General features: G+C 69.5%; 16 protein-coding genes and 1 pseudogene. 8 read left to right on the top strand and 9 right to left on the bottom strand.

The genetic code is table 11. The features are described 5' to 3' along the window. Positions 1–59: 59 nt before the first annotated feature. Positions 60–338 carry a DUF2530 domain-containing protein gene (locus tag ACIBK0_RS28210; protein WP_399085806.1) on the bottom strand — a complete coding sequence of 93 codons (279 nt, stop codon included), beginning with the start codon at positions 336–338 and terminating at the stop codon, positions 60–62. Positions 339–654: 316 nt separating this feature from the next. On the opposite strand from ACIBK0_RS28210, the gene ACIBK0_RS28205 reads away from it, so the two are divergent. Beyond that, positions 655–2,106, top strand: a complete 1,452-nt coding sequence (locus ACIBK0_RS28205) for an NCS2 family permease (RefSeq protein ID WP_399085803.1) — start codon at positions 655–657, stop codon at positions 2,104–2,106. Between the two features lie 16 nt (positions 2,107–2,122). Here the strand turns inward: ACIBK0_RS28205 and ACIBK0_RS28200 are convergent, their stop codons facing one another. Beyond that, positions 2,123–2,305, bottom strand: coding sequence for a ribbon-helix-helix protein, CopG family (locus tag ACIBK0_RS28200; RefSeq protein ID WP_399085800.1), 183 nt, complete (start codon positions 2,303–2,305; stop codon positions 2,123–2,125). A gap of 143 nt (positions 2,306–2,448) precedes the next feature. On the opposite strand from ACIBK0_RS28200, the gene ACIBK0_RS28195 reads away from it, so the two are divergent. From ACIBK0_RS28195 to thpR, 3 genes are all read left to right on the top strand, one after another. Next, a complete protein-coding gene (locus tag ACIBK0_RS28195) occupies positions 2,449–2,886 on the top strand; it encodes a MarR family transcriptional regulator (RefSeq protein ID WP_362519914.1) in 438 nt (145 codons plus the stop codon). Positions 2,887–2,988: 102 nt separating this feature from the next. Then, entirely contained in the window at positions 2,989–4,365 is a 1,377-nt protein-coding gene (locus ACIBK0_RS28190; protein ID WP_399085796.1) for an MFS transporter, read from the top strand. Between the two features lie 247 nt (positions 4,366–4,612). Then, positions 4,613–5,182: an RNA 2',3'-cyclic phosphodiesterase gene (thpR, locus tag ACIBK0_RS28185; RefSeq protein ID WP_399085793.1), complete on the top strand. Its 570-nt coding sequence runs from the start codon at positions 4,613–4,615 to the stop codon at positions 5,180–5,182. A 205-nt stretch (positions 5,183–5,387) separates the two neighbouring features. Here the strand turns inward: thpR and ACIBK0_RS28180 are convergent, their stop codons facing one another. Then, on the bottom strand, positions 5,388–6,380 hold the full coding sequence (locus ACIBK0_RS28180; RefSeq protein WP_399085790.1) for an aldo/keto reductase: 993 nt from the start codon (positions 6,378–6,380) through the stop codon (positions 5,388–5,390). Between the two features lie 243 nt (positions 6,381–6,623). On the opposite strand from ACIBK0_RS28180, the gene ACIBK0_RS28175 reads away from it, so the two are divergent. Together ACIBK0_RS28175 and ACIBK0_RS28170 are read left to right on the top strand one after the other, a co-directional pair. Further along, complete coding sequence (locus ACIBK0_RS28175) at positions 6,624–7,409, top strand: SAM-dependent methyltransferase (RefSeq protein WP_399085787.1); 786 nt, start codon at positions 6,624–6,626, stop codon at positions 7,407–7,409. Between the two features lie 33 nt (positions 7,410–7,442). Beyond that, entirely contained in the window at positions 7,443–7,931 is a 489-nt protein-coding gene (locus tag ACIBK0_RS28170) for a nuclear transport factor 2 family protein (RefSeq protein ID WP_399085784.1), read from the top strand. Here the strand turns inward: ACIBK0_RS28170 and ACIBK0_RS28165 are convergent. The 5 genes and pseudogenes from ACIBK0_RS28165 to ACIBK0_RS28145 all read right to left on the bottom strand — a co-directional run bounded on the left by ACIBK0_RS28165 (position 7,928) and on the right by ACIBK0_RS28145 (position 9,798). Continuing rightward, entirely contained in the window at positions 7,928–8,074 is a 147-nt protein-coding gene (locus ACIBK0_RS28165; RefSeq protein ID WP_399085781.1) for a hypothetical protein, read from the bottom strand. The two genes, ACIBK0_RS28170 and ACIBK0_RS28165, sit on opposite strands and share 4 nt — an antisense overlap. Position 8,075: 1 nt before the next feature. After that, a complete protein-coding gene (locus ACIBK0_RS28160) occupies positions 8,076–8,645 on the bottom strand; it encodes a GNAT family N-acetyltransferase (protein WP_399086323.1) in 570 nt (189 codons plus the stop codon). A gap of 84 nt (positions 8,646–8,729) precedes the next feature. Then, positions 8,730–8,879 carry a hypothetical protein gene (locus tag ACIBK0_RS28155; RefSeq protein ID WP_399086352.1) on the bottom strand — a complete coding sequence of 50 codons (150 nt, stop codon included), beginning with the start codon at positions 8,877–8,879 and terminating at the stop codon, positions 8,730–8,732. Continuing rightward, positions 8,854–9,027 (bottom strand): annotated as a pseudogene (locus tag ACIBK0_RS28150) (Uma2 family endonuclease); the annotation flags it as partial. The pseudogene ACIBK0_RS28150 and the gene ACIBK0_RS28155, both read right to left, overlap by 26 nt. Positions 9,028–9,114: 87 nt before the next feature. Then, the gene (locus tag ACIBK0_RS28145) at positions 9,115–9,798 is read right to left on the bottom strand and encodes an SGNH/GDSL hydrolase family protein (RefSeq protein WP_399085778.1); all 684 of its coding nucleotides are present in this window, start codon (positions 9,796–9,798) and stop codon (positions 9,115–9,117) included. Between the two features lie 211 nt (positions 9,799–10,009). Here ACIBK0_RS28145 and ACIBK0_RS28140 point away from each other — a divergent pair, with 211 nt between their 5' ends. After that, positions 10,010–10,984 carry a WD40 repeat domain-containing protein gene (locus tag ACIBK0_RS28140; RefSeq protein WP_399085775.1) on the top strand — a complete coding sequence of 325 codons (975 nt, stop codon included), beginning with the start codon at positions 10,010–10,012 and terminating at the stop codon, positions 10,982–10,984. Between the two features lie 18 nt (positions 10,985–11,002). On the opposite strand, the gene ACIBK0_RS28135 is transcribed toward ACIBK0_RS28140, so the two are convergent. Then, complete coding sequence (locus tag ACIBK0_RS28135) at positions 11,003–11,410, bottom strand: PPOX class F420-dependent oxidoreductase (RefSeq protein ID WP_399085772.1); 408 nt, start codon at positions 11,408–11,410, stop codon at positions 11,003–11,005. Between the two features lie 156 nt (positions 11,411–11,566). Here ACIBK0_RS28135 and ACIBK0_RS28130 point away from each other — a divergent pair, with 156 nt between their 5' ends. Beyond that, positions 11,567–11,779, top strand: coding sequence for a cellulose binding domain-containing protein (locus ACIBK0_RS28130; protein ID WP_399085769.1), 213 nt, complete (start codon positions 11,567–11,569; stop codon positions 11,777–11,779). Positions 11,780–11,939: the final 160 nt, after the last annotated feature.

Raw genomic sequence — 11,939 nt, 5'->3', positions numbered from 1 at the left:
TCCGACCTGGGGAGGACTCGGGCGCGGGGGAGTGATGCCCTGGTTGTAGGGGGAGCTTGTTACTCCGCAGCAGTGGCGGCCGGATCGGTGCCGGCGGCCGCGGCGCGCTTGATGGCGGCGTCGCGCTTGCGGACGTACCAGATGCCGATCAGTCCGAGACCCGCGCCGGCCAGGCACGTCCACACCCACCAGGTGTGCCCGTGGTCGTCGAACCAGCCGTAGAACGGCAGCTGCACCAGGAAGAGGACGAACCAGAGGATCGTGCCGCCGGTGATGGTGGCGACGACGGGGCCCTCCAGGGGCTCCGGCGCCTCGTGCTTGGGGGTCCACTTCGCCATGTGCACAGCTTACGAGGCCGCGGATCGGGCGGGAGCCGGGCCTGTGCGCGCCCTTGTATACCAAGGGTCTACGCGCGGAGATAGCGATTTCCGACTCATATGTTCATACTGAAACGGTCTGAGTCTGGCTCTTTCTCTTCGTACGAAACGCCAACAGAAACATCGAAGAAACCTGCTGGTGATCGCGTAACGGCCAGACTCGATCAAGTTCCCAGCCCGGCGCCCTGCCCCACTCTCGACTCCGTTCGAGCGGGGGACCCCCATCGTCAGGGCGCTCGTACTGGCCCCGTAAGGCCCCCGCACGATGAGGTCACGCATGTCCACCTCGGCCGTCACCAAGGCCCCCACCCCGGAGCAGCCGGAGCCCCGCCCCGCGCAGGGCGCCCTGGACCGCTACTTCAAGATCTCCGAGCGGGGCTCCAGCATCCCGCGCGAGATCCGCGGCGGTTTCGCCACCTTCTTCGCGATGGCCTACATCATCGTGCTGAACCCGATCATCCTGGGCAGCGCGAAGGACATGTACGGGCACCACCTGGACAACGGCCAGCTGGTCACCGCGACCGCTCTGACCGCGGCGTTCACCACCCTCCTCATGGGTGTCATCGGCAATGTGCCGATCGCGCTGGCGGCGGGTCTGGGTGTGAACACGGTTGTCGCACTCCAGCTCGCCCCGCGGATGTCGTGGCCGGACGCGATGGGCATGGTCGTCCTCGCCGGCTTCATCGTGATGCTGCTGGTCGCCACCGGTCTGCGCGAGCGCGTCATGAGCGCGGTGCCGCTGGGCCTGCGCAAGGGCATCTCGATCGGTATCGGCCTGTTCATCATGCTGATCGGTCTGGTCGACTCGGGCTTCGTCTCGCGCATTCCGGACGTCGCGCAGACCACGGTCCCGCTCCAGCTCGGCTCGGACGGTCACCTCAACGGCTGGCCCGTTCTGATCTTCGTCCTCGGCACGCTGCTCACCCTCGCGCTGATCGTCCGCAAGGTGCCCGGCGCGATCCTGATCTCGATCGTCACGATGACGGTCCTCGCGTTGATCATCAACGCCGTCGCCACGATCCCGTCCTGGGGTCTGACCACCCCGAAGTGGCCCGGCAACCCGGTCGCCCCGCCCGACTTCGGACTCGTCGGCAAGGTCAGCCTCTTCGGCGGCTTCGGCAAGGTCGGCGTGCTGACCGGCATCCTCTTCGTCTTCACCGTGCTGCTGTCGTGCTTCTTCGACGCGATGGGCACGATCATGGGCGTCAGTGACGAGGCCAAACTGACCGATGCACAGGGCAACATGCCCGGCATCAACAAGGTCCTGTTCGTCGACGGCATCGCGGTCGCCGCGGGCGGCGCCACCTCCTCCTCGGCCACCACCTGCTTCGTGGAGTCCACGGCGGGTGTCGGCGAAGGGGCTCGCACCGGCTTCGCGAACGTCATCACCGGCGCGCTCTTCGCCGCGGCGCTGTTCCTCACCCCGGTCGCCACGATGGTCCCGTCGCAGGCCGCCACGCCCGCCCTGATCGCGGTCGGCTTCCTGATCATGTCCCACTCGATCAAGGAGATCGACTGGGCGGACTACACGATCGCCATCCCGGCCTTCGTGACGATGATGATGATGCCGTTCACCTACTCGATCACGAACGGCATCGGCATGGGCTTCATCACCTTCGTGGTGCTGCGCCTGGCCGCCGGGCGCGGCCGTGAGATCCCGATCGCGATGTACGTGGTGTCTGCGGTGTTCGCCTTCTACTACCTGATGCCGGCGCTGGGGCTGACGTAAGCGGCCGTACGGGGTCTCAGGTGACCCCGTAGAACTTCTCCGTCTCCTCGACCGCGGTCTGGAACCGCTCGTCGAAGTCATCGCGAATGAGCGTCTGGACGACATAGTCCTGGACGCTCATTCCGCGTTTGGCGGCGTGGTGTCGGAGCCGGTTGAGCAGCTCCCCGTCTATCCGCAGGCTGAGCACTGTGGTCCCCATGGACTCGAGGGTCGCCGGACCTCGACGGAGGAGGGGTCACTTTCCGGAGCGGGCTCACTCATATGAGTGATGTCGGGACCCAGTGGTGCGGTTCACGGGCATCCCGGTGGTCTTTAGGGAGAGTAATGAGTTACGCTAAAGACATGCCTGACCTCACCCATGGCGACGACGAGGCCGCCGTGAACGCCTTGCGCTCCGCAGTGATGCGGTTGTCGCGTCGACTCAAGCACCAAAGGGTCGACGAGTCGCTGAGCCCCACCGAGATGTCGGTGCTCGGCACCCTGGCCCGCTGCGGCACCGCCACGCCGGGCGAGCTCGCCCGCAAGGAGCATGTGCAGCCGCCCTCGATGACGCGCATCGTCGCGCTGCTCGAAGCCAAGGGTCTTGTCAGGCTGGAGCCGCACCCCGAGGACCGGCGCCAGAAGGTCGTCACACAGACCGACAAGGCCGAGGCGATGCTCGAAGAGAGCCGACGCAAGCGGAACGCGTTCCTGGCCGGACTCGTCGAGGCCCTCGACGAGGACGAATGGGCGAAGCTCCGCGAAGCCGCACCCGTCCTGGAAAAGCTCGCGCATCTGTGACCACCTGCGGCCCTCCCCCGGGAGGGCCGCTCCCCTGTTTCGACCATCGCCGACGCCCTCCCATGACGCCGACGTCAACGACCGCCAAGGAGGCGAGCCCTTTTGAGTACGGGACCCGGAGCAGACTCCGCCCCCGCACCAGCCACCCACGACTCCCCGTCCGCTTTCGACCGTTCGCCCCGCGCGACGCGTTCCTCCTCGATGTTCAGCTCGCTGAAGATCCGGAACTATCGCCTGTTCTTCCTCGGCCAGGTCGTCTCCAACACCGGCACCTGGATGCAGCGCATCGCCCAGGACTGGCTGGTACTGAGCCTGACCGGTTCGTCCGCCGCGGTCGGTATCACCACCGCGCTGCAGTTCCTGCCGATGCTCCTCTTCGGGCTGTACGGCGGTGTCCTCGTCGACCGCCTCCCCAAGCGGCCCACGCTGCTCGTGACGCAGACGGCGATGGCCGTCACCGGCCTGGCGCTCGCCTTCCTCACCCTCTCCGGCCATGTCCAGGTCTGGCACGTCTACCTGGCCGCCTTCGCCGTGGGCCTCGCCACCGTCCTCGACAACCCGGCCCGCCAGTCCTTCGTCTCCGAGATGGTCGGCCCGGGCCAGCTGCAGAACGCGGTCAGCCTGAACTCGGCGAACTTCCAGTCGGCCCGCCTGGTCGGCCCCGCGGTGGCGGGCCTGCTGATCACGGGCGTCGGCACCGGCTGGGCCTTCCTCTTCAACGGCCTCTCCTTCGTGGCCCCCATCGCGGGCCTGCTGCTGATGCGCGCCCGCGAACTCCACGTGGTCGAGCGGACGCCCCGCGGCAAGGGCCAGTTGCGCGAAGGCCTTCAGTACGTGGCGCGCCGCCCGGAGCTGATCTGGCCGATCGTCCTCGTCGGCTTCATCGGCACCTTCGGCTTCAACTTCCCGGTCTGGCTGTCGGCGTACGCGGACGACATCTTCCACGCGGGGGCCGGCGCATACAGCCTCTTCAACACGCTGATGGCGCTCGGCTCGCTGGCCGGCGCGCTGCTCGCGGCCCGCCGCGGTACAGCCCGGCTGCGCATCCTGATCGCGGCGGCGGTGGCCTTCGGCGCGCTGGAAGTGGTGGCGGCAGCAGCCCCCTCCCTCTGGCTCTTCGCTCTCCTGATGGTCCCGATCGGCATCTTCGGCCTGACGGTCAACGTCACCGCGAACACCTCGGTCCAGATGGCCACCGACCCCGCGATGCGCGGTCGCGTCATGGCGCTGTTCATGATGGTCTTCATGGGCGGTACACCACTGGGGGCACCACTCGTCGGCTGGGCCACGGACGCCTACGGCGCCCGCGTCGGCTTCGCCCTCGGCGGCCTGATCTCCTTGGCGGCCGCGACCACGATCGGCCTGATCCTGGCCCGCATCGGCGGCTTCCGCCTCTCCCTCGGCTGGCACCACGGCCACCCGCACGTCCGCTTCGTACCGAAGGAGCAGCGGGAGGAGCAGCTGGCCCCGGCGGCGTGACGACAGACGGCTGCACGCGCCGGGCCGGCACCTGGCCCGGCCGGTCCCCGACGGTGAGGACGCCGTCGGCGTGAAGCCGTTGCCCTCGTGATACGCGACGAGCTTGCCGTCGTCGCCCGCGCGGCGGTCGCCCGCAGCGGGCGTCCCGCACCCCCGGGCACGGGCATCCGGCGTCCCCCCGTGGACGTGCGGATCCCCATGCCGGGCGGGGGTCGCCGGATGATCCGTTCCCTGGAAGGGTGACGGCATGAGACTTTTTGCGGCGGTGCTGCCTCCGGAGGGTGTGGTCCGTGAACTCGCCTCGGAGGTCGATGAGTTGGAGCGGCTGCCGGGGGCCGAGGCATTGCGGTGGACGGGCCGCCCCGGCTGGCACTTCACGCTCGCGTTCTACGGCGAGGTGGACGAGGAGAACGTCCCGGACCTCTCGGAACGGCTGGCCCGCGCGGCCCACCGCACGGATCCCTTCCCCGTGTCGCTGCGTGGCGGCGGCCACTTCGGCGGGCGTGCCCTGTGGGTGGGTGTGGCGGGCGACCTGGGGACCATGCGGCTGCTGGCCGACCGGGCGGACGCGGCCGCGCGCAAGGCGGGCATCCCGATGGGGCACCACCGCCCCTACCATCCCCATCTGACCGTGGCCCGCAGCCGCGCTTCCGCGCGCTTCGAGGCGTACGTCACCGCCCTGGGCGCCTTCGAAGGGCAGGAGTGGACGGTGGGGGAGCTGTGCCTCGTCCGCAGCCGGCTGCCGAAGTCGGGCGTGCCCGGGGAGCAGCCCCGTTATGAGACGGTCGCCCGCTGGCCGCTCGGGGCGGCCGGTTAGGCTCGATGTGTGGACCCGAAGACCCGTAACCGGATCATGGCCGGTGTGCTCGTGCTGATGTTCGTCGTGGTGGCGCTGGCGGCGGCGGTCAGGTAACCGACCGCCACCGCCGCGCTCCGTCGGAGAGCCGGGATGCCGCAGGTGGTTCGCCGGCTGCGGGCCGGCCGTGGCCGGTCGCGCCGCTCCCAGCGCCCCTTACGGAGTGCTACCAGGCGAAAGCCTCCGGCGACGGCCCAGGCCCCGGGAAGATCTCGTCGAGACCTTCCAGTACCTCCTCCGACAGCTCCAGCTCGACGGCGCGCAGCGCGAACTCCAGCTGCTGCGCGGTGCGCGGGCCGACGATGGGGCCGGTGACGCCGGGCCGGGTCAGCAGCCAGGCCAGCGCGGCCTCGCCGGGCTCCAGGCCGTGCTTGTCGAGCAGATCCTCGTACGCCTGGATCTGCGCGCGTACGGAGGTGTTGGCGAGGGCGTCGGCGGACCGGCCGCTCGCCCGGCGCCCGCCCTCGACCTCCTTCTTGATCACGCCGCCGAGCAGACCGCCGTGCAGCGGCGACCAGGGGATGACCCCGAGCCCGTACTCCTGCGCGGCCGGGATGACCTCCATCTCGGCGCGCCGCTCGGCGAGGTTGTAGAGGCACTGCTCGCTGACGAGGCCGATCGTGCCGTGGCGCCGCGCGGCGATCTCGTTGGCCTGGGCGATCTTGTACCCGGGGAAGTTGCTGGACCCCACGTAGAGGATCTTCCCCTGCTGGACCAGCACGTCGATCGCCTGCCAGATCTCCTCGAAGGGAGTCGCGCGGTCGATGTGGTGGAACTGGTAGATGTCGATGTAGTCCGTCTGCAGCCGCTTGAGGCTGGCGTCGACGGCCCGCCGGATGTTGAGCGCGGAGAGCTTGTCGTGGTTGGGCCACGGCTCGCCGTCGGCCGCCATGTTCCCGTACACCTTGGTGGCGAGGACGACCTTGTCGCGCCGCTCGCCGCCCTTGGCGAACCAGTTGCCGATGATCTCTTCCGTACGGCCCTTGTTCTCGCCCCAGCCGTACACGTTCGCGGTATCGAAGTAGTTGATCCCCGAGTCCAGCGCCGCGTCCATGATGGCGTGGCTGTCGGCCTCATCGGTCTGCGGACCGAAGTTCATGGTGCCGAGGACGAGCCGGCTGACCTTGAGTCCCGTGCGTCCGAGCTGCGTGTACTTCATGACTCCTTAGCCAACGGGGTGGAGTGCGCTCTAGGCAAGGGCGTTCGCCCTCACGGCGGCGGCGCTCCACCCGTCGGGCAGGCACGGCAACGCCTTCCGGGAAGAACCCGAGGGCCTTCCTCATCCGGCTCGCCGTCCTGGCGTCGCGTACTGGCGTACTGGCGTACTGGGAGGAGGATCACCGGCCACCGCACCCCGAAACCCAGTTGTCCCGCGCCCCGTGAGCCGGTTGGCTCGTACGTCGTGACCGCACTCGATGCACTCGTCCGGCCCGACCGCTACCCCCGCTCCTCCGCCTACGACCCGGGCTGGCTCCTCGGCCTCGACATGGGCCCTCACCCCCTGTGGCTCCTGGAGGACCTCGCACGGGACCTGGACCTGCGGCCGGGCATGCGGGTCCTCGACCTGGGGTCCGGGAAGGGGGCGACCTCCGTCTTCCTCGCCCGTGAGTACGGCGTACGGGTCGTCGCGGCCGACTGGTGGGTCGGGGCGGACGAGGCGGCGGCCGTCTTCGCGCATACGGGTGTCGACGGGCAGGTGGAGGCGGTGCGTGCCGAGGCGCATCAACTGCCCTTCGAGGAGGGCAGCTTCGACGCGATCGTGAGCATTGACGCGTTCGAGTACTTCGGCACGGCGGACAGCTATCTGCCGTACCTGGTGAGGTTCCTCCGCCCCGGGGGCCAACTCGGCATCGCCACGCCCGCGTTGACCCGCGAGGTCCGTGAGTTGGGGGCGATCCCCGCGCACATCAAGGCCCTCGTCGGCTGGGAGGCGATCGCCTGGCACACACCCGAGTGGTGGCGGTTCCAGTGGGAGATCACCGAGCTGGTCGCGGTGACGTCCGCGCGCCTGCAGGAGGACGCCTGGCGGGACTGGCTGCTGTGGAGCCGGGCGTGCGCCGAACACCTGCCGGAGGGGCGGGCCGCGCACCAGCCGGTCATCGACATGCTGACCGCCGACGCCGGCGAGTTCCTGTCCTTCGCGCTGGTGACAGCCCGTAAGCAGGACCGTGGTCCGGCCGCCGCTTGACCTCGACCAAGCTTTAGGTCCGAGGCTTGCGGCATGACCACGCACACGGATCACGACGCCATCAGCCTGTTCGTCAGCCGGTTCTTCCGGTCGCTCGACGAGCGGAAGTTCGACGACGACTGGGCGCGCGCCTACTTCACGGACGACGTACGAGGCGTGAGCCCTCTAGGGGTGACCGAAGGCAGGAAGGCCCTGGCGGAGGGCACCGCCGAGGCGCTCGGCCGGTACGCACGCACGCAGCACATCGCCACGGACATCGTCACTGACGTCGTCACGGCGCCGGAAGGCCTGACGGCCGACGGGGCGACAGTCACCGTCTCCTGGAATGCCCTGACGACCCATGTCCACCTCGACACCACACTCAAGGACCGGGGGCCGGACGCCAACCCCCTTTTCACGGTGGGGGGTTACTACCGGGCCGAACTCCGCCGCACCCCACTCGGCCGGCGCTTCAGCCGCATGGCCATCGAGGCGATCTGGACCCGGGGCGAGCCGCCGGTCATCGCCCGCAGGGCGGGTTAGTCGCGGGGGAACTCGTCGGTCTTGAGGGTGAGGCCGAGGGGGGTGGTGGTCATGTCGACGTCTCCACCGAAGGTGACGGTCATCTCGACGAAGTAGTCGCCGTCCTTGGGCTGCGTGCCACGTGCGGCCCGCCCAGGTGCCACGTCACCCTGCGCCCAAGGTGTCCCCCTGGACGAGGGCGTGCAGGTGTTGGTCGTGCCAGCCGTCCGCGTGGAGCAGGGCGCCGCGCATGGTGCCTTCGAGGGAGTAGCCGGCCTTGGCCGCCACTCGGCAGGAGGCCGGGTTGGCCACCGAGTGGCACAGCCGCAGGCGGTGCAGTCCGAGATCCTCAAGGGCCCACCGGCTGAGGCGCTTCACGGCCTCGACCACGACACCGCCGCCGCGGGCCGCGGGCAGAATCCAGTAGACGATCTCGGCGCTGCCGCCGGTGAGATCGATGTCGTTCCATCCGATGAGCCCCATGGCTTCGGCGCCGCCGCTATCGTCGCCCGACCGCGCGATCGCCCAGATCGCGCCCTGTTCGGCCTGCCAGCGCTCGTGCATGCGCGCGATCCTCTTGCGGGCGTCTTCCGGCGACTCCACATACAGGAGGTTCCATCGGCGAATCGCGGGATCCTGGCCCGCGGCCACCAGCGCGTCGGCATCGCCCGGGCGCCAGGGGCGCAGCTCCAGTCCTTGGGGCAGGTCTAATGCCGGTTGCGGGGCCCGGGCCATCCGACCTGCGGGGACGGCGGGAGATATGGGGGTGTTGGCGATCACCGCGGCATCGTGCCACATGCCTTTTGGCGCGCGATATCCCTAGTCCCGGGGGAACTTACCGGTCTTGAGCGTGAGGTCGAGGGAAGTGGCGGTCATGTCCACGTCTGCGCCGAAGGCGACGGAGAGCTCGCTGACGTATTCGCCGTCCTTGGGCTGGGTGTCCTCGACGGATGATCTCCCAGTGGGCATCGCGCTGCGGCGTCATGTGAACGTTGCCCCCGACGATCTCGACCCTGAATCCTTCGGGGACGGGCATGCGCTCAAGACGCTCGAACCACTCGTCCAAGCGCTTGCTGTTGGCGTCGGCCATGACGATCCTGTCGTCTACGGCGGTCATCGTGGCGCTCCTCCCCGGCCGCAACCCGGTCGAGTGCAGCCGCGCGGTACAACGATTGCACGGTGACCGGACAACGCCGGGAATCGGTCAGGCGGTTTCGGCCGCGTAGGGCTCGCCCAGGTCCCACGCCTGGTACATCGCCTCTGCGAACCCCTCCGCGATCTTGTGCTCGCCGCTCGCGTTCGGATGCGTGCCGTCGTACGTGTCGAAGTTGATGTCGTACGACGGGGGCGGGGAGGCCAGGAGAAGCGGGGAGCGGGGTTCGTCGAGGTCGGCCACGGTCTTGGCGAGGAGTTCGTTGAAGGCGGATACCTCGGCGGCGAAGGGGGTGTCGGACTCGGCGCGGACGTTCGGGATCACCGGGAGCAGGACCATGCGGATCCGCGGGTTCGCGGCGCGGGCCTGCTCGATGAAGGCGCGGGCATTGTCCGCCGTCTGGGTCGCGTTCGTGTAGAAGCCGAGGTCGATCAGGCCGAGGGAGACGAGCAGGACGTCGGCGCGCTGCGCGCGGACCGCGTCGTGTATCAGTGGGGCCATGTGCAGCCAGCCCTCGCCCCAGCCGGCCAGGTGGGCGCGGGGGAAGTCCGGGTCCGCGTACTCGTACGAGTCGGGGGAGTCCGTCGCCTTGTCGTAGAGCGTCTCGCGCGGACCGACGATCTTGAACGGGCCCCCGTACGTCGCGCGCAGGTGCTGCCACATTCGGTAACGCCATGTGTGTTCGCCCGCGCTACCGATCGTCATGGAGTCGCCGACGGGCATGAACCTGAGCATCCGCTCATCATGGACGATCAACGGGAGTGTCTTGGGCCGTGGGGGTGTGAGGCTGGACACGCCTTCGTGCGGGACGCGTCTCCGTGCTGGCCGCGCCTCTGTGCGGGACGCGCCTCCACGCGGGACGCGTCTGCGTGCGAGACCCGCCTCCGTGCGAGTTCGGCCGGCGGCCACCGCGTGAACCGTCCGCCGGGATGGCAGGCTTGGGCTCATGCGCCGATCGCCTTCGCTTCTCGCCGGAGCCGTCCTCGTCGTCGCCCTGGCGGCGCCGGCCGTCGCCGACAGCGCGGACAACGGGTTCACGATCAAGGACCCCAGGATCACCGAGTCCAGCGGACTCGCCGCCTCGCACGCCCACCCGGGCATCTACTGGACCCACAACGACAGCGACGACGGAGCGTACTTGTACGCCGTCGACAGCAGGACGGGCAGGACCGTCGCCACCGTCACCATGAGCGGGGTCGGCGCCCCCCGGGATGTCGAGGCCATCTCCATCGGCCCGGACGACAACCTCTACGTCGGCGACATCGGCGACAACCTCGGCGGCACATGGGATCACGTATGGATCTACAAGCTGCCCGAGCCGAAGGTGCTCAAGGACCAGACGATCCGCGCCACGCAGTACGTCGTGAAGTACTCGGACGGGCCGCGCAATGCGGAGTCGCTGATGGTCCATCCCAAGACCGGGCGCGTCTACATCGTCGACAAGAACGAGGACGGCGGCCACCTCTACGAGGGCCCCGCCCAGCTCTCCGCCTCCGGCACCAACATCTTCAAGCCCGTCGCCACGATCGACCTCTGGGCAACCGACAGCGCCTTCTCGCCCGACGGCAAGCAGCTCGCCGTACGCGGGTACTTCGGCGGGATCGCGTACGACTGGAACGGCGGGAAGATCAAACGTCAGGGGCGGCTGAACGTCCCCCTGCAGGGGCAGGGCGAGTCCGTCACCTACACCCCCGACGGGTCCGAGCTCATGTACGGGAGCGAGGGCGCGGACAGCAGCGTGCAGCCGGAGAGCGTGCCCGGGCACCACGGGTCCGGTTCCACATCGCCTTCGAAGGACGGAAGTTCGGCTTCCGGCAGTGACGGCGACCGGCTGAGCGGCGGGTTCAAGGTCGGCGCCATCGCGGTCGCAGCCGCCTTCGCCGTCATCATCGGCTTCAGGCGGCTGCTGCGCCGGAACTGACCCGCATCACTTCACGTACTACTCCTCCAACGGCCGCACTTCGTAGTGCAGCGTCGGCGTCCGCATCACCTTGTGGGCGAGCGGCACGAAGACGCCCTGCATGAACGGGTACTTGTGCCGCAGCAGCTTCGCCGCGTGCTTGTCCTCCTCGCTGCCGTGGTCGAGCAGCCGCGTCCGCGCGTGGATCTCGGGCCCGGTGGGCGCGCCACGGAAGGTGGAGGGAGCGATCTCCACCTCCGGGTTGTTGCGCAGGCGTTTGACCTTCCAGGTGCTGCCCGGGGTGCGGAAGTACGCGTGGTCACCCTCGACGGCGATGTTCACCGGGGTGCCTACGCCCGTGCCGTCCTTCTTGTGGCTCGTCAGCAGGACGGCGTACTGCTTGGCGAGCGGGGCGAGCTCGGGGCTCGGAGTCGGGGTACTGCTCATGCCCTCCATAGAGGCACTGATTGCCGCCCTTGTCACCCTCTCGGCGAGAACCCCCCGTTCTGCTCGCCCAGCCTCCCGTCCGCTTGCCGAGCGCCTCGTCCTCTCCGCGAGCGACTTCCGTCCGAATGCTTGACGTGTCCATGATCAATCCCTTCCATGGAGAGTGCGCGGTGCACGGGAGCGCTCCCATCCGTTCCGGGGCCGCGCCTCCCGAGAGGAACCCGCACGTACACGCAGAGCGGGACGACCGTCACCGCCGTCAACGCCGATCACAACGGGGCGATCGCGGTGGGCGGTTCGGCGAGCTTCGGGTTCGGGGGAGCGCCGGGGGGTGGCGCGGTGCCGGCGGTTTCCTGCTCGGCGACATGAGAGAGGGGGGGGGGGGGGGGGGGGGGGGGCGCCCGGCCGGGGGCGCGGGGGGGCGGGGGGGGGGGGGGGCGGGGGGGGGGGGGGCGGGGGGGGGGGGGGTGGGGGGGGGGGGGGGGGGGGGGGCGCACCCGCGGGGGGGGGGGGGGGGGGGCGCCGCGAG

Origin of the sequence: Streptomyces sp. NPDC050564 (assembly GCF_044457265.1) — a bacterium.
Classification (GTDB): Bacteria; Actinomycetota; Actinomycetes; order Streptomycetales; family Streptomycetaceae; genus Streptomyces.
The sequence above is the reverse complement of the archived record's forward strand: the minus strand, read 5'-3'. Positions and strand labels throughout refer to the sequence as shown.

Coding starts and splice junctions, on each gene's coding strand:
- ACIBK0_RS28210 (WP_399085806.1), bottom strand. CDS start 338: ATGGCGAAGTGGACCCCCAAGCACGAGGCGCCGGAGCCCCTGGAGGGC.
- ACIBK0_RS28205 (WP_399085803.1), top strand. CDS start 655: ATGTCCACCTCGGCCGTCACCAAGGCCCCCACCCCGGAGCAGCCGGAG.
- ACIBK0_RS28200 (WP_399085800.1), bottom strand. CDS start 2,305: ATGGGGACCACAGTGCTCAGCCTGCGGATAGACGGGGAGCTGCTCAAC.
- ACIBK0_RS28195 (WP_362519914.1), top strand. CDS start 2,449: ATGCCTGACCTCACCCATGGCGACGACGAGGCCGCCGTGAACGCCTTG.
- thpR (WP_399085793.1), top strand. CDS start 4,613: ATGAGACTTTTTGCGGCGGTGCTGCCTCCGGAGGGTGTGGTCCGTGAA.
- ACIBK0_RS28180 (WP_399085790.1), bottom strand. CDS start 6,380: ATGAAGTACACGCAGCTCGGACGCACGGGACTCAAGGTCAGCCGGCTC.
- ACIBK0_RS28170 (WP_399085784.1), top strand. CDS start 7,443: ATGACCACGCACACGGATCACGACGCCATCAGCCTGTTCGTCAGCCGG.
- ACIBK0_RS28160 (WP_399086323.1), bottom strand. CDS start 8,645: ATGGCCCGGGCCCCGCAACCGGCATTAGACCTGCCCCAAGGACTGGAG.
- ACIBK0_RS28155 (WP_399086352.1), bottom strand. CDS start 8,879: ATGCCCACTGGGAGATCATCCGTCGAGGACACCCAGCCCAAGGACGGC.
- ACIBK0_RS28145 (WP_399085778.1), bottom strand. CDS start 9,798: ATGCTCAGGTTCATGCCCGTCGGCGACTCCATGACGATCGGTAGCGCG.
- ACIBK0_RS28140 (WP_399085775.1), top strand. CDS start 10,010: ATGCGCCGATCGCCTTCGCTTCTCGCCGGAGCCGTCCTCGTCGTCGCC.
- ACIBK0_RS28135 (WP_399085772.1), bottom strand. CDS start 11,410: ATGAGCAGTACCCCGACTCCGAGCCCCGAGCTCGCCCCGCTCGCCAAG.
- ACIBK0_RS28130 (WP_399085769.1), top strand. CDS start 11,567: ATGGAGAGTGCGCGGTGCACGGGAGCGCTCCCATCCGTTCCGGGGCCG.